The organism is Thalassotalea agariperforans (assembly GCF_053470345.1).
The window spans coordinates 192,090-210,221 of the sequence record NZ_JBQMWH010000005.1 but is presented as its reverse complement, the minus strand read 5'-3'; the positions used below and the strand labels follow the sequence as shown (position 1 = coordinate 210,221).

The following is an 18,132-nucleotide window of genomic DNA, read 5'->3' as shown; positions in this document are numbered from 1 at the left end:
TTAAACGCTTAGTTTAATACCAATCGTTAAGTTATAAAAAAAGGCGCCTAAATCAAATTTAGGCGCCTTTTTTATTTTAGATGATGCTATTGCTGTGGTTTTAATATAAAAGCTGAATTATCTGTATTGCGGTGTACTTGTTTACCCAGTAAATAAACTTGAGAAATTGATTGTGTGTTAGCAATATCTTCGAAAGGGTTCTTTTTTAAAAAAACCAAATTGGCTATTTTGCCTTTTTCAATGGTTCCTTGAGTATCAAAGATATTAAGTTGCTTAGCAGCGTTTACCGTGGCCATTCTGATAATGTCTTGATTAGAAATACCTGCCTCTGAGAACAATTGCATTTCTTGATGTACGCTTAAACCGGGAATAACCCATGGGTTTCCTAAATCACTTCCAATGGTAAGCAAAACTCCCTCTTGATGGAGTCTATTTACAAACTGGAGTACTTTTGGCCATACTTTTTGTGCTCGAATAAAGTCGTCTTCTTTCCAACCTAGGTTAAAGGTAAAGAAGGTTTTCCAATTGTTGAGTAATTCAGGGTGTACTTTTGAAAGTTGAGGGTGCGTGATGATGTCTTTTCTATTTCCGAAAAAAGTATTTTTAAAAACAATCAATGTAGGATCAACATACACTTTGTTTTCACGCAATGCCTGATACATTTCTATCATTGGTTTTGAGTTTAAATTTAGATTTTCATACCATTCAAAAAAGGCAAAAGTACCAGGTCGAGATGTATTTATATATCTCTGCTTTTCTTGAGCATCTAACAATTTTTCTGAACCGGGCATAGCATGTACCAAACTATCTATTTGCCAGTTGGCGGCATCTGTCCAGCTAACATCATCAAGATGACCGGCTACTTTCATATTCAAGTTATGAGCAATTTTTATTGCTTCCTTAACTTGCTGTTCAGACAAGCCTGAATATAGTTTTATAATATCTACCCCTGCATTTTTTTGCTGTTGAATAGCTTTGGCTAATGTCATGTTTTCATCGATGTTAACAGTTAGACCATCAAAAATATTTGTATCGAGAAGCTCTCCTGCAACTTTAGCTCCAGGGCCGATTATTTCGCCTGATGCGATTTGATTTTTGTAGTGAACATTATGTTGAGAGCTACCACCTGGATTTCTAATATATGTAACGCCCCAGTTCAATAATTCAGCTGCGTTCCATGAAGAAATATCGTCACTGTTATGGGCATTAATAGCGAGTTTTCCCCTTATTTTTTTAAAGGTTACCTCACCTAAAGAAATATGTGCGTGAGTATCAATTAAACCCGGGATTACAAACACGCCTTTTGCATCTTGTGTTTTTTCCAGAAAATATTGTTGAGGTAAAGAGGCTCCTACATATTCAATGTTTTTACCACGAATAATCAAAAAGTTATTTTTATTAACCGTTCCTTTTTCTACATCAACAATATTGATATTACGAAAAGATTGATAGCTTTCGTTTACAGGCATACTTGCAAGAGCTAGGGGGGCCGAAAGCAAGCATATAAAGGTAGTTATGTATTTTGTTATAGTCATTTGGTTCCACTGATAAAAATTGATAGTTACTTTTTACTTCAGTGGGGCAGTACAAATAAACCTTACAAAAAATTAAATTTATTTTAGTCTATTAAGAAAATTTTGGTGCTTTTTCATTTGATGGCGATTGATAAACCATACGATCCCAAGCCATAAAATACCGAAGGTATAGCGTGGTATTAGCTCGTTCATAAGGTAGTTAAGGAAGATGATCTCGTAAATAAAAAGCCCCGTTAAGGCAATACAAAAAATCAACATTAGATAACGGGTGACCATAACTCTGCGTAGAACTTCGTGGCTCATTTTTTGTTCAAATTCGATCCAGCTTTGCGTTGAACTAGTGAGCATTTTTAAACTCTTAAAGCGACTTTTTATCGAAACTATCATTGCTATAACGCCACAAATTAAAGCCAATATAAACCAGACTTTCAGATGAATTGCGCGCGATTGTGTGAATGCATCGATTAAAAGCCAAATAACTACAGCAATGATGAGAAGCTCTACTAAGGAAGTAAGTAAAAGCCCTAACCGTTTAAAGAACAAATTCTTCTTTAACTCTTTTCGATCAAAGTTACTGCTTAATGGTTGCGATTGCCAGGCTTTAGACAAGGATTCAAAATCGTTATTCATGTTCAATGCTCCGTTGCGTATTTTCTGTTGAATTTTTTGTCATTATTTGTTGAAGGGACTTTTTTGCCCTATTTATACTGACGGCGACATTATTTTCAGAAATACCCATAATCTCGGCAATATCTTGCTGTTTAACACCATCGAGATACAATGTAATTAACTGTCGTTGAATTAATGGTAACTGCCTGATAGCAGTTAACAAGCAGTTCAACTCCTGTTTTTGTGAGAAGTCTTGAGCAAGAGAACGACTTGTTGAAATGTCATCATTTTGGCTCAAAGTCTTAATTTGCTTCATTTGCTTTTTTATATGGCCAACCGCTACATTGTGGCAAATTTTATACAAAAAGGTTGATAACGAACTTTCTCCACGGTAACGATCCATAGCTTGCCAAATCGCAATAGCCATTTCCTGCTGAAGTTCTTCCTGTAATTGAGGTATCGCTTCATATGATGTTGCAATGCGTGCAAGCCTTGGCCAAAATGCTTCGAGTTCTTTATCTTTCATAATATTTGATTATAGCTACAATTATTAAACAAAAAATAATGACTATCTTTTTATATTGGTCTTATTATTTTTAGCTATTACTAGTGTTAAATTCTTATATGGTTACTTTTTCAGCAACGAAAAAAATCACTCCGATAGCGATAACAAGTTCTAGCGCAATATAGATAATCCCTACCTTTAGAATACGTTTACATAACTTACTTTGTTTAAATTTTTCTATTTTCATTTTCATTTTCATTTTGTAAACCTATGTAATATTTTTAAACTTACTAGGGTAGTGCACACTTTCAATAAAACCTTACAGATAGCTTTCTAATAATTTGGTAATGTATCTAATTTTTCTGTTGGATTATGTTTCAGATACCTACATAGTTAGTTTCAAGTAGCACTAGCTAAATTAGCTATATCGAATATTTCATTATTTTTGAGCAAAAAAATACCTGCTTAGCGAACTAAGCAGGTATTTCGGATTCGTTGCAATTGTTTACTCAGGGCTATTTACTTGTTATTTGCTATAATTAAGCAACTAACAATTAATAAACAGCTATCAATAAAGCGTTTTGCTAAATTATTCAGCAAAGTTTACTGCGTAAGTAGCTTCTTTCGCTTTTAGCTTTTCAGCGACTTTAGCTTGTTTATCAAGGTTGTTTTTCACCACTGTTAAACTTTCAGTTGCGTCAACTTTTACATGCATTTGCTGAATTTCTATTGTTAGCATTTGCTTCGCTTGAATTGTTAATGCTTTGCTATCAATAGTTTCTGCTTTAACTAATTCTACACCTTGAGCTGGGAAAATAGCAGTTAATGCTGCTAATACGAGAGTTGGTAAAAATGTTAATGTTTTCATGTTTGCACCTATTTATCTTCATTGACTACATAGATGATCCAGAACTAACTTGAGCTCTTTGAAAAATGGGTTGGGAATCATTTTTCGTTAGATTTCTTAACTTGTTACCCTTGCACGTAATAACTTGTTAATTTGATGTCCTTCATCTACGGTTTGAAGTATAAAGAAGTTATAGCAATATTTAAAACGACCATTTATAATCTGACGCATTAGAAAAACTAATGTATTATTTCATTCAGTTGTAACATTACTTCAATACGGATTAACATTAAAATAAAATGGCAGCTAGACTCCCACCACTTAACGCCTTACGAGCATTTGAAGCATCCGCAAGGCATTTAAGCTTTACCCGTGCTGCTGATGAATTGTTTGTCACTCAGGCAGCAATTAGTCATCAAATAAAATCTTTAGAAGAGCATTTAGGCATAAAACTTTTTATGCGTAAAAATCGTGCCTTGTTATTAACAGAAGAAGGCCAGTCTTATTTTCTCGATATTAAAGATATTTTTACTTCTATTTTAGAAGCCACCGAAAAATTATTAAGCCGTGGTGCCAAAGGGGCTATTACCTTAAGTTTACCGCCGAGTTTTGCTATTCATTGGTTGGTACCGCGTTTAAGTGCTTTTAATCAATTACATCCTGATATTGACGTTCGTATTAAAGCGGTTGATCAATCTGATGGTTTGTTAACTGAAGATGTTGATGTGGCAATTTATTATGGCCGTGGCCAATGGCCAAAAGTAAAAGCAGATAAATTGCATACCGAATATTTAATTCCGGTGTGCTCGCCATTAATTTTTAATGGTACTAAGCCGCTCGATACGCCGGAAGACTTAGCTCACCATACGTTATTACATGATAGTTCGCGACGTGATTGGAAACGCTGGTTTAGGCAGTTAGATATTAAATCAGTGAATGTAAACCACGGGCCGATTTTTAGTCATTCATCAATGATCTTACAAGCGGCAATTCACGGCCAAGGCATTGCTTTAGCCCATAATATTATTGCTAAACAAGATATTGATGCTGGCCGTTTAATTTGTCCATTTTCAGAAGTATTAGTTAATAAAAGCGCTTTTTATGTGGTTTGTCGTGAAAACCAAGCCGATGTTGGCAAAATAGCGGCCTTTCGCCAGTGGATTTTAGAAACGGTAGAAAGCGAGCAAGAAAACATTGAAGATGGTACTTTGGTTTGAGGTTAAATAAGCAAGGGGTAAAATCATGACTGAGCTATTTGACTTTTATCAAGCCGATAATGCCAAAGCGGTGTTTGTGTTTGCCCACGGCGCAGGTGCAGGAAAAGACCATGCCTTTATGCAAGAGCTTTCGGCGTTATTATTAGCTAAGCAAATAAGTGTGGTACGTTTTAATTTTCCTTATATGCGTAAACGTGAAGAAGATGGTAAACGCAGACCGCCGGATCGTTTTCCTGCTTTATTAGCGCATTATCAGCAAGTATTAACTGAGCTTAAGACATCACTACCGGTATTTATTGGTGGTAAGTCGATGGGGAGCCGAGTAGCGGCCACCTTATTGGCCGAGCCGCAAGTGATCGATATTAAAGGCGGCATTTGCATTGGCTATCCTTTTCATCCACAAAAAAAGCCAGAAAACTTGCGCCTAACACCATTACAAGCAACCCAACGGCCAGTGCTGATATGCCAAGGCGATCGTGATGCTTTAGGGAATAAGGATGAAATTAGTAGTTATCAATTAGCTGACTTTTGCCAAGTGGTGTATTTGCCCGATGGTGATCATGATCTTAAACCGCGAGTTAAATCGGGTTTTAGCCATCAACAACATAAAATAACCACAGCTAAAGTTATTCAGGAGTTTATTTTTGAACATTGCTAATTATTTACGCTTTTTAGTGGTCTTTGTTGGTATTAGTGGCTGTTTTTCTGTACTATTCGGCGCCTGGTTAGCCCATGCTGGCCAAGCGCTTGAGCTTAGCGTGCAAACACGGTTAGCTTCAGCATTACAATATCAATTTATTCATACACTTGCTTTATTAGCCGTGATTATTTGGTATCAACAGCAAGCGTCTAAAAGTTTAATGATGGCCGCCAGTGGTTTTGCGCTGGGGATTTTAGCTTTTAGTGGTAGTTTGTATTTAAAAACATTTTTAATGATCGATGACATTGGCAAATTGGCTCCTATTGGTGGTTCAATTTTGGCTTTATCATGGCTCTTTGTTGCATTTGCAGGTAGAAAAAACACATGACCAGTATTGTTTTATATTGTCGCCCAGGATTCGAAAAAGAATGTGGTGCTGAAATTCAAGAAAAAGCAGCTTGGAATGAAGTTTATGGTTATTTAGAACTAACCAAAAAAGAAGGCATTGTCTTTTTTCATCTACATAATGCCGAAGATGGTGAAAAGCTGATTGAAACCATGCCATTAAAACGTTTGATTTTTGCCCGTCAGTGGTTTTTAACGTTAACCGAAAAAATAGATTTACCAGCATCAAATCGGGTTGAAGCTATTGTGGAAGCGTTAGGCACAGATTGGCAATATACTGATTTACGAATGGAAACGGCAGATACTAATGATGGCAAAGAGTTATCTAAATTTTGTCGTAAATTAGCGGTGCCATTACGTCAGCAGCTACGAAAAAATAAAATACTCACAGCAAAAAGTGATGACAGTGGCGCGAACTTACACGCGTTATTTTTTTCAGGGCAACAAGTTATTTTAGGTTATTCATTAGGTACTAATAGCTCGCCGCATGTTATGGGGATTCATCGCTTAAAATTTCCTAACGAGGCACCTAGTCGCTCAACGTTAAAATTAGATGAAGCTTTTTTATACTTTATTCCAAAAGAAGAATGGGACGAGCGTTTAACTTCTGGCATGCGTGCGGTTGATTTAGGCTCGGCACCAGGTGGTTGGACGTATCAACTAGTACGCCGTGGCATGATGGTGTCAGCGGTTGATAATGGCCCAATGGCTGAGTCGTTAATGGAAACAGGGCAAGTAAAACATTATCAAATGGACGGTTTTAAATTTGTGCCGGCTAAACAAAATGTTTATTGGTTAGTTTGTGACATGATTGAAAAACCACAGCGAGTGGCAAAATTAATGGCTGAATGGCTGGTTAATGGCCATTGTAAAGAAGCGATGTTTAACTTAAAGCTGCCAATGAAAGGGCGCTATCAACAAGTAACAAACGACTTACAAACCATTAAAGATATTTTTGCTGAGCATAAAGTAAAATATGAACTGTATGCTAAGCATTTATATTATGACCGTGAAGAAGTTACTGTACATGCAAGGTTATTATCTCCGGTACCGAGTTTTTAAGGGAAATAATACTAAGCCGGCAGATGTCGGCTTTTTTGTACTTATTTTTTATAATTGTTTTTTTGTACTTAAACCGTAGGTAATTACAGATAATTACCTAGTTTATCGGAAATGTTATCTTCTTTACGAAAAATCGCTATTCACTAGGTGTTATTTGATTAATACGAGGCAAGTTACTAGGATAAGCCATTATTATTTTTTATGGTTGAACACGGAATGAAAAAACTGCCTAAAAACTTGTTATTGTGGCTTTCCCCCATTTTTTTATTAGCAACTAGCTGCTCAGTCTTAAGTGATGAGCTGCAATCGAATATTAGCAAAGTAAACAATGACGCATGCCTTGCTAGTTATGATGCCCAGAAAAACTCCTCCGTTTCCCTGATAAGCAAAGACTTTTTATTTTTAGAAGGGCCAACTTGGTCGAGTCAAACACAAGCTTTTTATTTTTCAGAAATGAACTTTAACAGTGAGCAATCAACTGGGCCATTATCAACCATTTATCAATTAACATTACCTGCGAATATTACAAGCTTTATTGAAAACAGTGGTTCAAATGGCTTACTCGCAAAAGCTAATGTTTTATATTCGATGAATCATGGTACGCGTTCATTATCTCGTTTCAAATTACCCGATAAAACACGTGAAGTACTGGTGGATAATTTTAAAGGACAGCATTTTAATTCACCTAACGATTTAACCCTTCATTCAGCCGGTCATATTTATTTTACTGATCCTAACTGGCAATTAGGTGACAGAAGGCAAGAAACACCTTTTACTGGCGTTTATTGGCTAAATACTAATGGTGAGGTGTCGCTGATAGATAAAACCTTAATTAAGCCGAATGGCATTGTTTTATCACCAGATCAAAAAACACTTTATGTTGGTGATTTTGGCAATAAAATTAGCACGTATCCAGTCCACCATGATGGTAGTGTTGGTGAGCGAAAAACGTTTGTTACTATTCAATCGCCAGATGGTATGGCGGTTGATTGTGCCGGAAATTTATATGCTACTAGCCATAGTGAAGGCAATATTTATGTTTATTCACCGCAAGGTAAACAGCTTGATAAAATTAAGGTTGGCCCAAGCTTAACTAACCTAGCGTTTGGTGGGGCAGATATGAAAACCTTGTTGATCACAACCGGCAAGGGTTTGTTTTCGTTAAAAGTTGCTATTCCAGGTGTTACTTTGTAAGTTTGCTTTCTTTTTCTTTTTCTTTTTCAGTGCTATGCAGCTGTGCTTGTTTGAGAGCGGCTTTTTGTTGTTTGATTTCTTTTCGTCGACGTTTGAAAAAATCAGATAATAACTGGCTACATTGCTCAGCCATTACCCCTGATTCAATGTTGATTTGATGGTTTAATTTGTCGTGACAGGCTAGGTTCATTACTGAGCCTGCCGCGCCGGTTTTGGCATCTGGTGCCCCAAACACTAAGCGATTTATTCTACTGTGTACTAATAAACCAGCACACATTGGGCAAGGCTCTAAGGTAACATATAGGGTGCAGTCGATAAGACGATAATTTTTAAGATGCTCACCAGCTTGGCGAATGGCGATCATTTCAGCATGTGCTGACGGATCATTTAAGGTGATTGACTGATTATAACCTTGGCCGATAATTTCACCGTTAGCCACCACAACCGCACCAACTGGAATTTCATTAATCGCTTCAGCTTGCTGTGCTAGGGCATAAGCTTTCGCCATAAAGGCGGCATCAATTTTTGTTTGTTCGCTATTTTCAGCACATTCTCCAGCACGTTCTTCAGCACATTGTGTGTTTGGCTGTTGCTTATTATCTATTGATAAAGTCATGGATTAGCTACTTATAAAAACATTTCTAATAAATCATTTAAATAACGTTGGCCAAGTAGTGAAACTTGCCAATTACCATTATGCTCAGTCATTAAGTTTTTATCTTTTGCTTGCTTAAGTAAAGGTAAAATAACCTGCTGATTTAAGCCGGTTGTATTTTCAAAGTGCGCTAAGTTAAACGCCTGATGTAGCCTTAATTGGTTCATCATAAATTCAAAAGGTAATTCTGCTTGCTTAACTTCGGTTAAATGATCAAGGGCAGCACGGGTTTTATCTAAATAACCTTTAGGGTGTTTTACTTTTACCGTACGAAATACTTTTTGAGTGTTTATGTCGGTTATTTTGCCGTGAGCGCCACAACCAATACCTAAATAATCACCAAACTGCCAATAATTTAAATTATGTTGGCTTTGTTTATTGGCTTTACTGTAGGCGGAAATTTCATACTGTTGATAACCCGCTTCAGCCAGTAGCGCAATGCCTTGCTCTTGAATATCCCACAAGGTTTCATCAACCGGTAGCTTAGGCGGTTTGGAATGAAAGGCCGTATTAGGTTCAATGGTTAATTGATACCAAGAAAGGTGATCAGGCTTTAACGCAATAGCTTGTTTGAGGTCGTCTAAGGCATTTTCCACCGTTTGATTGGGTAAACCGTGCATTAGGTCTAAATTAAAACTTTTAACTCCACAGCTTTTTGCTAGCTCTGCAGCGCGTTTTGCTTGTTGATTATCGTGAATTCGGCCAAGTTTAATTAGCTTTTCTGACTCAAAACTTTGCACCCCAATAGAAAGCCGAGAAACGCCTGCTTTGGCAAAACCAATAAACTTATCCGCTTCTACGGTACCAGGGTTTGCTTCTAAGGTTATTTCAATATCGGCTTGATAGTTAAAACGGCTAAGTACTTGGCTTAATAAGCTGTCGATGGCATTGGCGGAAAATAAGCTTGGAGTACCGCCACCAATAAAAATACTGTGCAGTGCTCGGTTATGCAAAGCAAAGCGTTCAATATCATCGTCTAAGTCTTTAATTAACGCTTGTACATAATCTTGCTCAGGAATTTCGTGTTTAAGGGCATGCGAATTAAAATCACAATAAGGACACTTTTGAACACACCAAGGAATATGAATGTACAGGGATAAAGGTTGCTGAGTTAACAAATGGAGACTACCTATGCAGTAATATGGTGATGTTAAAGACATGCTTAAGTTTTAGCTTGCCTTTAACAAAAAATGAAATCATTAAAAGTGTTTAACGAGCTCAGCTAATGCTTTACCACGATGACTTAAGCTGTTTTTGACATCGCGATCTAATTCTGCCGATGATAATTGTAATGATTCTTGCCAAAATAAAGGATCGTAACCAAAACCTTGTTCGCCACGAGGTTCAGTTAATATACTGCCTTCCCACACGCCGTGACAAATCACGGGGGTTGGATCATGTTCATGGCGTAAATAAACTAAAACACAATGAAAACGAGCAGTGCGTTTATCTGCTTTAATGTCTTTTAATTCATTTAATAATTTGGCGTTATTTTTTTCATCCGTAGCATTGTCACCAGCATAACGAGCTGAATAGACACCAGGCTCACCATTGAGGGCATCAACTTCTAAGCCAGAGTCATCAGCAATAGCAGCTAAGCCTGTTAATTTAGCGGCATGTCGCGCTTTAATTATTGCATTTTCAACAAAGGTAGTACCTGTTTCTGGGACGTCAGGCACATTAAAGTCACTTTGTGGCACTATCTTTATATTATGCTGTGATAATAATTGTGATAACTCTTTTACTTTACCCGGGTTTCCCGTGGCTAGTACGATGGTTTTAGACATAATATTCTCGGTTGCACTAATCGACATAAAACTTGTGTTGAAACTTCAAGGTTTCATTGCTGTCTTGAGTATTAATTTTAATATCAAAGCGAAATATTTCTTCGTTTGAAAAATTCAGCTCAGCTAAATAATAAATAGCGTCACCTTCTTTTACTTCAACAAATTCTAAGGTTTTACTTTGCCCTAATAAGTTGGTGGCAGTGCCGTAGACATTTGCCGTTTTAGTCGGCTTACCCGCAAGGCTATTATCTAACACCGAGATATTAATCAGGGCATTAATTTTACTACGGGTAATGCCATAAGTTTTGGCAATATCTGGCGTTAAAAAGGTTGAATTTATGGCAATATAATGAACATCTAAGCTACCAAGTTTTTGCATGTTTTGTGCGGGCACCGCTATTGATAAAAGCAGGGCAGACAAACTAATAACATAAGTAAACAAACGTTTATTAAGGCTCATATCTTAAATAACTCCCCAGTAGGGTACGGCACCAGATAGCAAAATATTAATAACATTGAGCAGTAAAAATGCCACTAAAATAGATAAATCTAAACCGCCAATACTTGGAATAATATTGCGAATAGGCTTTAAAAACGGCTCGGTTAATTGATGGAATATTGCGAGGGTAGGGTTATAACCTTGCACAACCCAACTCATAATTGCCATCACTAACATCAGCATAAATAATAACACACCGGTTTGTTTGATTAAGGCGATAAACCCTAAATAGAACGAGGTAAATAAATCAAGACCCGCGCCATTAATTAAAGGGATAACAATGAACTTTAACGCTGAGAAAATAAACGCTAATAACAAGGTTGCTGTGTCTAAAGCGCCAATACTTGGCAAGACGCGACGAAAAGGGATAACTACTGGGTTAGTTACCTTGACAATAAATTGGCTTAATGGATTATAAAAATCAGCACGAACGGCTTGTAACCAAACACGCAAAATAAGCACAACAACAAGGGCTTCAAAGATAAAATCAAGTAAATAATTAATGGCTTGCATTAATAACTCCTACTAATAAGGTGAAATTTTTAGTCGTTTTTAGCTATTGTTAGCCATTTCTTTTGCTCTGGCAACGGCAGCGTCCATTGATTTCTCAACTAATTCAGCCAACCCGCCGTCAATAAATGAAGTTAATGCGGCTTGTGTGGTACCACCTTTAGAGGTCACGTTGGCTCTTAATTGGCCGATAGAAATATCATTTTTTGCAACCATGGTTGCTGCGCCTAATGCTGTTTGTTGTACTAATAAACGGCTTTGTTCTGGCGTGAAACCAAATTCTTTTGCTTTGTTTTCCATCGCTTCCATAAATAAAAAGTAATAAGCAGGGCCTGAACCTGATACAGCCGTAATTTGGTCAATTTGTGCTTCTTCGGTTAACCAAACAATTTCGCCAACGGCTTTAATTAATTGTTCACTGATGGCTTTTTGCTCAGCAGTTACTTCTGGTGATGGAAAAGCACCGGTAATACCTAAACCAAGCTGAGAAGGGGTATTTGGCATAGTTCTAACTACGGCAACGTTACCACCTAACGCTTGTTGTATGGTTGAAACTAGGGTACCAGCGGCAACTGATAAAAAGCATTTTTGGCTAACATCATTTTCCTGACTGATTTGCTGACAAACATCACTAATTAAATGGGGTTTTACACCAAGTACAATAACATCGGCAAAAGCAACAGCTTCGTTATTATCAGCGGTTTGGAGAATGCCATGCTGCTCAGCTAATGCTTCACGTTTTGCTGGCGAAGGGTTAGCAACAATAATATCTTTGGCGTTCATGCCACTATTTAATAATCCTAAGATAATTGCGCTATTCATATTACCTGCGCCGATAAATGCTATTTTACTCATTGGGAACCTTAATTACGTTGTGTTTTACTTTATTAGAAGCTAGAAGCTAGAAGCTAGAAGCTAGAAGCTTTGAGCTATCGACTACCAAAAATGGCTGAGCCAATTCTAACCATGGTTGAACCTGCTGCGATGGCCGGTGTTAAATCTGCCGACATACCCATAGATAATGTATCTATAGTTGGGTATTTTTTCTGATATTCAATGAAGACTTGCTGCATTTTAAGAAAACTTTCATCACTGGCGTTTTTTTCGGGAATTGCCATTAACCCGCGTAAGCTTAAATTAGGCAACGTAGCTACACTTGCTGCTAATTCCGCCAGTTTATCTAAAGTGACGCCGGATTTTGAGCTTTCATCACTAATATTGACTTGTAAACAAACATTTAGCGGGGTATCTTCACTACCACGTTGTTCATTCAGTCGTTGTGCAATTTTGACTCTGTCGACACTATGTACCCAAGAAAAGTGACTGGCAATATACTTGGTTTTATTCGATTGAATAGGGCCAATAAAATGCCAAACGATCTCTGGTAAGTGTGGCAGCGCCTCAATTTTCTCAACCGCTTCCTGAATGTAACTTTCACCAAATTGTCGTTGACCAGCAAAATAAGCTTGTTCAATTTGCGCATTAGGTTTTGTTTTACTAACTGCAAGCAATTGTACTTGAGAAGCGTCTCTATTTGCCAATTGGCAAGCTTGTTTTATTTGCTGTTCTACCTTTGCAAGGTTATCTTTAATGTTAATCATGCTTGATATTTTAATTGTTAAAAGAGGTTTTTATGGATATTACAGAACTCTTAGCGTTTAGTGTTGAACACGGCGCATCTGATTTACATTTATCTACTGGTACACCACCGTCTATTCGTGTTGATGGTGATGTAAGGAAACTTAATATACCAGCTTTTGATGAAAAAGACGTTAACGCTTTGGTCTATGATATTATGAATGACCGTCAGCGCAAAGAATATGAACAACATTTAGAAGTTGATTTTTCATTTGAAGTACCTAATTTAGCGCGTTTCAGGGTTAACGCTTTTAACCAAAATCGCGGCCCTGCGGCAGTTTTTCGTACCATTCCTAGTACCGTATTAACCATGGAACAATTAGGCTGTCCTGACAGTTTCCGTGATATTGCCGACAACCCTCGTGGCTTAGTGTTAGTGACTGGGCCAACCGGCTCGGGTAAATCTACAACCTTAGCTGCTATGGTTGATTATATTAATGCCAATAAACATCACCATATTTTAACCATTGAAGATCCTATTGAATTTGTTCATGAGAATAAATTATGTTTGATCAACCAACGAGAAGTTCACCGCGATACTTTAAGTTTTAGTAATGCATTACGTTCAGCGTTACGTGAAGATCCCGATGTGATATTGGTGGGTGAAATGCGTGATTTAGAAACTATTCGCCTTGCTATGACAGCTGCAGAAACAGGTCATTTAGTGTTTGGTACTTTGCATACTACCTCAGCACCAAAAACCATTGACCGTATTATTGATGTTTTCCCAGCGGAAGAGAAATCTATGGTGCGTTCAATGTTATCAGAATCATTACGTGCTGTTATATCGCAAACCTTAGTGAAAAAAGTGGGGGGTGGCCGAGTGGCAGCCCATGAAATTATGATTGGTGTGCCGGCGATCCGTAATTTAATTCGTGAAGATAAAATTGCTCAAATGTATTCAGCTATTCAAACTGGTATGTCACATGGTATGCAAACGATGGATCAATGTTTATTAAACTTAGTGAATCGTGGTTTGATCAGTCGCCAAGATGCTGCCGCAAAAGCGCATGATAAAAATCAATTTTCTGGCGGTTATTAATTAGGTGACGTTATGAATTTTCATGATTTATTACAAAAAATGGTAAAAGCGGGCGCATCCGATATGTTTGTTACCGCTAAATTACCGGTTAGTGCCAAAATTAATGGTGAATTACAGCCAATTGATGATCAGGTTTTATCGCCTGATGCCGCGTTAGGGCTAGTTCATAATTCGATGAATGAAAAGCAAAAGCTACAATTTGATACAGAGAAAGAGTGTAACTTTGCTATATCAATTGATGGTATTGGCCGTTTTCGTATTTCGGCATTTTGGCAGCGTGATATGGCGGGCATGGTTATTCGCCGTATTGTTACTGAAATTCCTGATGTTGATGATTTAGGCTTACCTTCGGTATTAAAAGAAGTGGTGATGTCGAAACGCGGCTTAGTGTTATTTGTTGGTGGTACCGGTACCGGTAAATCTACCTCAATGGCTGCGTTAATCGGTTATCGTAATCGTAACTCACGAGGGCATATTTTAACGATTGAAGATCCGGTGGAGTTTGTCCACGAACATGCAAAATGTATGATCACGCAACGTGAAGTTGGCCTTGATACAGAAAGCTTTGATGCTGCTCTGAAAAGTTCACTGCGACAAGCACCTGATGTCATTTTAATTGGTGAAATTCGTAGCCAAGAGATCATGGAACATGCGTTAAGTTTTGCCGAAACTGGCCATTTATGTATTGCCACGCTCCATGCGAATAATGCTAACCAAGCTATTGACCGTATTATGCATTTAGTACCAGCAGAGCAGCATGGTAAATTACTTTTTGATTTGGCGTTAAACTTACGTGGCATTATTGCCCAGCAGTTAATTCCAACTAAAGATGGTCATGGTCGTGTTGCCGCTATTGAAATTTTACTTAATTCACCTTACGTTTCTGAGTTAATCAAAAAAGGTGCGGTTGATGAAATTAAAGAGGTGATGCAAAAATCAACGGATCAAGGTATGCAGACCTTTGACCAAGCCTTATTTAACCATTATCAACGTGGTGCTATTAACTATGCTGATGCACTGCATCATGCTGATTCACCGAACGATTTACGCTTAATGATCAAGTTACGTAGTAATGACCAAGGTGGTTCAGGTTCGTTAAGTGGTGTGACATTAGATGGCTTAGCTCCGAAAGAATAAACCAACGGGGTTTTGAGCTAAATAAAAAGTCTGAACCATGGTTCAGACTTTTTTTATTTTATCGTTACTATTTTTTAACGATGATAGGAAGTTAATGTGTAAGTAGCGGTTGGTATGATTGCGTTAACCGCTACTTTGAATCAATTAGTTAAGTTGCATTTCTTGCACTTTTTCATGTGCAATATCAGGCGCGCTGCTGATCGGCTTTGAATGTAAATTAGCTTTTAACTGACCTTTACGATGCTTCAATGCGGCATCAAATTTTTTCATTGCGCTGGCAATAGCAGGATACATAACATCGTCACTAGCGGCGGCTGAAATTCTTGCACCTTCATAATTTGCGGTGATTTCAAGCTGAACTTTTCCATGTTCTTTAGACAGGATCATATCTACAGCAATAAGGGTTGGGAAATGGTTAGCAATTTTTTGAAATTTTTCTTCTACGTGCTCTGTAATTGAAGGAGTAACGTCTATGTGGTGACCAGAAAGATTTATTTTCATAAGGATTCCTTTTGTTGTTACCTCACCTATAGATTTGGGGATAATGAAATAAATTACAAGTTTTATTTTTATTTATTTTATTTTTATTGATATTAATCTTAGGGTCTGTTTAATTACTATACATATGAGTTATACATACGTGCTATTCATATGAGCTATGCAATGCATTCAATACAAGAGCTGTTAATGCAGGCATGTCGTTACTTTGTGATTGATTTGAATAGGAGATAGGCATTAATTGCCAGTAATACCTGGTAAAGAATACCTAGTAAAGAATTCCTAGCAAAGAATGCCTAGTCGAGATAATTTTTACACATGCTGAAATTTAGTTGTTTAAAACCTTTAGCCGTCGTTTGAGTATAAGTGCTCAAAGTAGCTTTCAATGATCAGCGATGCGGACAGGGCATCAACATTATCTTTTGTTAAATTTTTATAACCACCTTGGGCAAATAAACGTTCTTTGGCATCTGCCGTGGTTAGCCTTTCATCTTGAAATTCAACCGGTAGCCCAAAACGACCATGCAGGCGATTACCAAACTTTTTTGCCGCTTTGGTTAGCGGTTGCTCAGTACCGTCCATATTGAGCGGTAAACCGACCACGAGGTAGTCAGGTAGCCATTCTTTTAAATATTTTTCAATGTTATCCCAATTAGGAATGCCATCATTGGCTTTTACTGAGCCTAAGGGGGAAGCGCTACCGGTAAGTTCTTGACCAATGGCAATGCCGATAAACTTTTTGCCAAAATCAAAGCCTAAAACCGAGCGCTGACCCATTTCTTTGGTTTTATTAGCCATTAAGCATGTCCCACATCTGAAGACAAATGAGCGATATCTATACCTAACTTTTCAGTGGCTTTTTTCCAACGTTCTTCAATGGGGGTTTCAAACAATATTTGATTATCTGCCGGAATGGTTAGCCAAGAATTAGCTTGTAATTCTTGCTCTAACTGGCCAGGACCCCAGCCGGCATAACCTAAAGTTACCATATATTGTGGTGGTTCTTTGTCGGTACCAAGCGCTTCTAAAATGTCTTTTGATGTAGTGATCATCACTTCATCGCTAAGTGCTAATGAACTCGACCAACCACCTTGTGGGCTATGTAGCACAAAACCTCGGTTCGGTGATACCGGCCCACCAGTAAGGACTTTTTGATCAAGCTTAGGTTGCTGTGCTTTATCGGCATTTATTTCGGCTAATAGTTCATTAACGGTAACGTTTATCGGTAAGTTAATGATCAACCCCATAGCGCCTTCATCGTTATGTTCACAAATGTAGGTCACTGTTTTTGTGAACATAGGATCGTCAAGCGAAGGCATAGCAATTAATAATTGGTTCTCTAAACTTTCCATACCCTCTTACCTCTTAGTTGAAAATGGTTATTGGCCCAGTTGCTCTTCAATCGCATCCATCAGTTTACCGCTGATGTTGATTGGATAAGCGGCCTCTATCTCGCGAATACACGTTGGGCTAGTAACATTGATTTCAGTCACTTTGTCGCCAATAACATCTAATCCTACAAAGTATAGCCCACGTTTTTTCAATTCAGGTGCAATTGTTTCAGCAATTAATTTGTCACTGGCAGATAATGGTCTAGCTTCACCTCGGCCACCGGCTGCTAAATTACCGCGTGTTTCACCTTGTGCAGGAATACGGGCTAAACAATAAGGCATTGGCTCACCATTGACGATAAGAATCCGTTTATCACCGTCTTTAATGGCCGGCATATATTCTTGCACCATAGTATATTGCTGGCCGTGATTGGTTAGGGTTTCAATGATCACCCCAACATTAGGATCATTTTCTTGTACGCGGAAAATCGAAGAGCCACCCATACCATCGAGTGGTTTAATGATCATGTCTTTTTCTTGCGCTAGAAATTGGCGTATTTGTTTGGCATTACGAGTTACCAAGGTTTTTGGCGTTAACTCAGCAAACCAAGCGGTGAACAGTTTTTCATTACAGTCACGTAAACTTTGCGGTTTATTAACAATCAGAGTACCGGCAACTTCTGCACGTTCTAGAATATAAGTTGCGTAGATAAACTCGGTATCAAATGGGGGATCTTTACGCATTAAAATGGCATCTAATTCGCTTAAAGCAATATCTTGCTCTGCGTCGAATTGATACCAATTGCTTTCATCATCAGCAACGGTAACTTTTTTAGTATTGGCACGCGCTTGACCTTGCTGCAAATAAAGGTCTTGCATTTCCATGTAATAAATTTCATAACCACGTTTTTGTGCTTCAAGCATCATTGCCAGTGAAGAGTCTTTTTTTACTTTAATGGCTGAGATGGGATCCATCACTATACCAAGTTTAATTGTCATAATTTATTCCAAATTAGGGGCT

Annotated in this window: 23 protein-coding genes; 7 read left to right on the top strand and 16 right to left on the bottom strand. The window is 37.8% G+C overall.

The genetic code is table 11. The features are described from left to right. Positions 1-86: 86 nt before the first annotated feature. From ACSLUO_RS09590 to ACSLUO_RS09570, 5 genes are all read right to left on the bottom strand, one after another. The gene (locus tag ACSLUO_RS09590; RefSeq protein WP_448248293.1) at positions 87-1,535 is read right to left on the bottom strand and encodes an amidohydrolase family protein; all 1,449 of its coding nucleotides are present in this window, start codon (positions 1,533-1,535) and stop codon (positions 87-89) included. 78 nt (positions 1,536-1,613) lie between these two features. Then, complete coding sequence (locus tag ACSLUO_RS09585; protein ID WP_448248292.1) at positions 1,614-2,165, bottom strand: hypothetical protein; 552 nt, start codon at positions 2,163-2,165, stop codon at positions 1,614-1,616. After that, positions 2,158-2,670, bottom strand: coding sequence for an RNA polymerase sigma factor (locus ACSLUO_RS09580; RefSeq protein ID WP_448248291.1), 513 nt, complete (start codon positions 2,668-2,670; stop codon positions 2,158-2,160). Before ACSLUO_RS09580 ends, ACSLUO_RS09585 begins: the two co-directional genes overlap by 8 nt. 94 nt (positions 2,671-2,764) lie before the next feature. Further along, positions 2,765-2,908: a hypothetical protein gene (locus ACSLUO_RS09575; protein WP_448248290.1), complete on the bottom strand. Its 144-nt coding sequence runs from the start codon at positions 2,906-2,908 to the stop codon at positions 2,765-2,767. Between the two features lie 330 nt (positions 2,909-3,238). Continuing rightward, a complete protein-coding gene (locus ACSLUO_RS09570; RefSeq protein WP_448248288.1) occupies positions 3,239-3,517 on the bottom strand; it encodes a hypothetical protein in 279 nt (92 codons plus the stop codon). A gap of 278 nt (positions 3,518-3,795) precedes the next feature. Here ACSLUO_RS09570 and gcvA point away from each other — a divergent pair, with 278 nt between their 5' ends. The 5 genes from gcvA to ACSLUO_RS09545 all read left to right on the top strand — a co-directional run bounded on the left by gcvA (position 3,796) and on the right by ACSLUO_RS09545 (position 8,014). Beyond that, a complete protein-coding gene (gene gcvA / locus ACSLUO_RS09565) occupies positions 3,796-4,713 on the top strand; it encodes a transcriptional regulator GcvA (RefSeq protein WP_448248286.1) in 918 nt (305 codons plus the stop codon). Between the two features lie 25 nt (positions 4,714-4,738). Then, positions 4,739-5,371, top strand: a complete 633-nt coding sequence (locus ACSLUO_RS09560) for an alpha/beta family hydrolase (protein ID WP_448248285.1) — start codon at positions 4,739-4,741, stop codon at positions 5,369-5,371. Then, positions 5,358-5,741 (top strand): DUF423 domain-containing protein, encoded by a 384-nt coding sequence (locus ACSLUO_RS09555; protein ID WP_448248283.1) that lies wholly within the window; start codon positions 5,358-5,360, stop codon positions 5,739-5,741. Before ACSLUO_RS09560 ends, ACSLUO_RS09555 begins: the two co-directional genes overlap by 14 nt. After that, entirely contained in the window at positions 5,738-6,820 is a 1,083-nt protein-coding gene (rlmM, locus tag ACSLUO_RS09550; protein ID WP_448248281.1) for a 23S rRNA (cytidine(2498)-2'-O)-methyltransferase RlmM, read from the top strand. The genes ACSLUO_RS09555 and rlmM overlap by 4 nt, the downstream gene beginning before the upstream one ends. 216 nt (positions 6,821-7,036) lie before the next feature. Further along, a complete protein-coding gene (locus ACSLUO_RS09545; protein ID WP_448248279.1) occupies positions 7,037-8,014 on the top strand; it encodes an SMP-30/gluconolactonase/LRE family protein in 978 nt (325 codons plus the stop codon). Here ACSLUO_RS09545 and tadA read toward each other — a convergent pair. From tadA to ACSLUO_RS09510, 7 genes are all read right to left on the bottom strand, one after another. Beyond that, complete coding sequence (tadA, locus tag ACSLUO_RS09540; RefSeq protein WP_448248277.1) at positions 8,004-8,630, bottom strand: tRNA adenosine(34) deaminase TadA; 627 nt, start codon at positions 8,628-8,630, stop codon at positions 8,004-8,006. The two genes, ACSLUO_RS09545 and tadA, sit on opposite strands and share 11 nt — an antisense overlap. An 11-nt stretch (positions 8,631-8,641) precedes the next feature. Continuing rightward, positions 8,642-9,829: a radical SAM family heme chaperone HemW gene (gene hemW, locus ACSLUO_RS09535; RefSeq protein WP_448248275.1), complete on the bottom strand. Its 1,188-nt coding sequence runs from the start codon at positions 9,827-9,829 to the stop codon at positions 8,642-8,644. Between the two features lie 39 nt (positions 9,830-9,868). Beyond that, entirely contained in the window at positions 9,869-10,456 is a 588-nt protein-coding gene (locus tag ACSLUO_RS09530; protein WP_448248274.1) for an XTP/dITP diphosphatase, read from the bottom strand. Positions 10,457-10,472: 16 nt separating this feature from the next. Next, on the bottom strand, positions 10,473-10,916 hold the full coding sequence (locus tag ACSLUO_RS09525) for a DUF4426 domain-containing protein (protein WP_448248272.1): 444 nt from the start codon (positions 10,914-10,916) through the stop codon (positions 10,473-10,475). Positions 10,917-10,919: 3 nt separating this feature from the next. After that, positions 10,920-11,468, bottom strand: coding sequence for a YggT family protein (locus tag ACSLUO_RS09520; protein WP_448248270.1), 549 nt, complete (start codon positions 11,466-11,468; stop codon positions 10,920-10,922). 39 nt (positions 11,469-11,507) lie between these two features. Then, positions 11,508-12,320 carry a pyrroline-5-carboxylate reductase gene (gene proC, locus ACSLUO_RS09515; protein ID WP_448248268.1) on the bottom strand — a complete coding sequence of 271 codons (813 nt, stop codon included), beginning with the start codon at positions 12,318-12,320 and terminating at the stop codon, positions 11,508-11,510. A gap of 74 nt (positions 12,321-12,394) precedes the next feature. Continuing rightward, entirely contained in the window at positions 12,395-13,066 is a 672-nt protein-coding gene (locus tag ACSLUO_RS09510; RefSeq protein ID WP_448248266.1) for a YggS family pyridoxal phosphate-dependent enzyme, read from the bottom strand. Between the two features lie 32 nt (positions 13,067-13,098). On the opposite strand from ACSLUO_RS09510, the gene ACSLUO_RS09505 reads away from it, so the two are divergent. Both ACSLUO_RS09505 and ACSLUO_RS09500 read left to right on the top strand, forming a co-directional pair. Then, a complete protein-coding gene (locus ACSLUO_RS09505) occupies positions 13,099-14,145 on the top strand; it encodes a type IV pilus twitching motility protein PilT (protein ID WP_448248265.1) in 1,047 nt (348 codons plus the stop codon). A 12-nt stretch (positions 14,146-14,157) separates the two neighbouring features. Beyond that, positions 14,158-15,282, top strand: coding sequence for a PilT/PilU family type 4a pilus ATPase (locus ACSLUO_RS09500; RefSeq protein WP_448248263.1), 1,125 nt, complete (start codon positions 14,158-14,160; stop codon positions 15,280-15,282). Positions 15,283-15,426: 144 nt separating this feature from the next. Here the strand turns inward: ACSLUO_RS09500 and hpf are convergent, their stop codons facing one another. The 4 genes from hpf to gshB form a co-directional block, all read right to left on the bottom strand. Next, on the bottom strand, positions 15,427-15,783 hold the full coding sequence (gene hpf / locus ACSLUO_RS09495; protein WP_448248261.1) for a ribosome hibernation-promoting factor, HPF/YfiA family: 357 nt from the start codon (positions 15,781-15,783) through the stop codon (positions 15,427-15,429). Positions 15,784-16,125: 342 nt separating this feature from the next. Continuing rightward, positions 16,126-16,578: a Holliday junction resolvase RuvX gene (gene ruvX, locus ACSLUO_RS09490; protein ID WP_448248259.1), complete on the bottom strand. Its 453-nt coding sequence runs from the start codon at positions 16,576-16,578 to the stop codon at positions 16,126-16,128. After that, positions 16,578-17,132: a YqgE/AlgH family protein gene (locus ACSLUO_RS09485; protein WP_448248257.1), complete on the bottom strand. Its 555-nt coding sequence runs from the start codon at positions 17,130-17,132 to the stop codon at positions 16,578-16,580. The genes ruvX and ACSLUO_RS09485 overlap by 1 nt, the downstream gene beginning before the upstream one ends. A gap of 27 nt (positions 17,133-17,159) precedes the next feature. Then, positions 17,160-18,110, bottom strand: a complete 951-nt coding sequence (gene gshB / locus ACSLUO_RS09480; protein WP_448248255.1) for a glutathione synthase — start codon at positions 18,108-18,110, stop codon at positions 17,160-17,162. Between the last annotated feature and the right edge of the window lie 22 nt (positions 18,111-18,132).

Bases quoted from the DNA above. Each gene is read 5' to 3' on its own strand.
- ACSLUO_RS09590 (WP_448248293.1), bottom strand. From the start codon at position 1,535: ATGACTATAACAAAATACATAACTACCTTTATATGCTTGCTTTCGGCC.
- ACSLUO_RS09585 (WP_448248292.1), bottom strand. From the start codon at position 2,165: ATGAATAACGATTTTGAATCCTTGTCTAAAGCCTGGCAATCGCAACCA.
- ACSLUO_RS09580 (WP_448248291.1), bottom strand. From the start codon at position 2,670: ATGAAAGATAAAGAACTCGAAGCATTTTGGCCAAGGCTTGCACGCATT.
- ACSLUO_RS09575 (WP_448248290.1), bottom strand. From the start codon at position 2,908: ATGAAAATGAAAATGAAAATAGAAAAATTTAAACAAAGTAAGTTATGT.
- ACSLUO_RS09570 (WP_448248288.1), bottom strand. From the start codon at position 3,517: ATGAAAACATTAACATTTTTACCAACTCTCGTATTAGCAGCATTAACT.
- gcvA (WP_448248286.1), top strand. From the start codon at position 3,796: ATGGCAGCTAGACTCCCACCACTTAACGCCTTACGAGCATTTGAAGCA.
- ACSLUO_RS09560 (WP_448248285.1), top strand. From the start codon at position 4,739: ATGACTGAGCTATTTGACTTTTATCAAGCCGATAATGCCAAAGCGGTG.
- rlmM (WP_448248281.1), top strand. From the start codon at position 5,738: ATGACCAGTATTGTTTTATATTGTCGCCCAGGATTCGAAAAAGAATGT.
- ACSLUO_RS09545 (WP_448248279.1), top strand. From the start codon at position 7,037: ATGAAAAAACTGCCTAAAAACTTGTTATTGTGGCTTTCCCCCATTTTT.
- tadA (WP_448248277.1), bottom strand. From the start codon at position 8,630: ATGACTTTATCAATAGATAATAAGCAACAGCCAAACACACAATGTGCT.
- hemW (WP_448248275.1), bottom strand. From the start codon at position 9,829: ATGTCTTTAACATCACCATATTACTGCATAGGTAGTCTCCATTTGTTA.
- ACSLUO_RS09530 (WP_448248274.1), bottom strand. From the start codon at position 10,456: ATGTCTAAAACCATCGTACTAGCCACGGGAAACCCGGGTAAAGTAAAA.
- ACSLUO_RS09525 (WP_448248272.1), bottom strand. From the start codon at position 10,916: ATGAGCCTTAATAAACGTTTGTTTACTTATGTTATTAGTTTGTCTGCC.
- ACSLUO_RS09520 (WP_448248270.1), bottom strand. From the start codon at position 11,468: ATGCAAGCCATTAATTATTTACTTGATTTTATCTTTGAAGCCCTTGTT.
- proC (WP_448248268.1), bottom strand. From the start codon at position 12,320: ATGAGTAAAATAGCATTTATCGGCGCAGGTAATATGAATAGCGCAATT.
- ACSLUO_RS09510 (WP_448248266.1), bottom strand. From the start codon at position 13,066: ATGATTAACATTAAAGATAACCTTGCAAAGGTAGAACAGCAAATAAAA.
- ACSLUO_RS09505 (WP_448248265.1), top strand. From the start codon at position 13,099: ATGGATATTACAGAACTCTTAGCGTTTAGTGTTGAACACGGCGCATCT.
- ACSLUO_RS09500 (WP_448248263.1), top strand. From the start codon at position 14,158: ATGAATTTTCATGATTTATTACAAAAAATGGTAAAAGCGGGCGCATCC.
- hpf (WP_448248261.1), bottom strand. From the start codon at position 15,783: ATGAAAATAAATCTTTCTGGTCACCACATAGACGTTACTCCTTCAATT.
- ruvX (WP_448248259.1), bottom strand. From the start codon at position 16,578: ATGGCTAATAAAACCAAAGAAATGGGTCAGCGCTCGGTTTTAGGCTTT.
- ACSLUO_RS09485 (WP_448248257.1), bottom strand. From the start codon at position 17,132: ATGGAAAGTTTAGAGAACCAATTATTAATTGCTATGCCTTCGCTTGAC.
- gshB (WP_448248255.1), bottom strand. From the start codon at position 18,110: ATGACAATTAAACTTGGTATAGTGATGGATCCCATCTCAGCCATTAAA.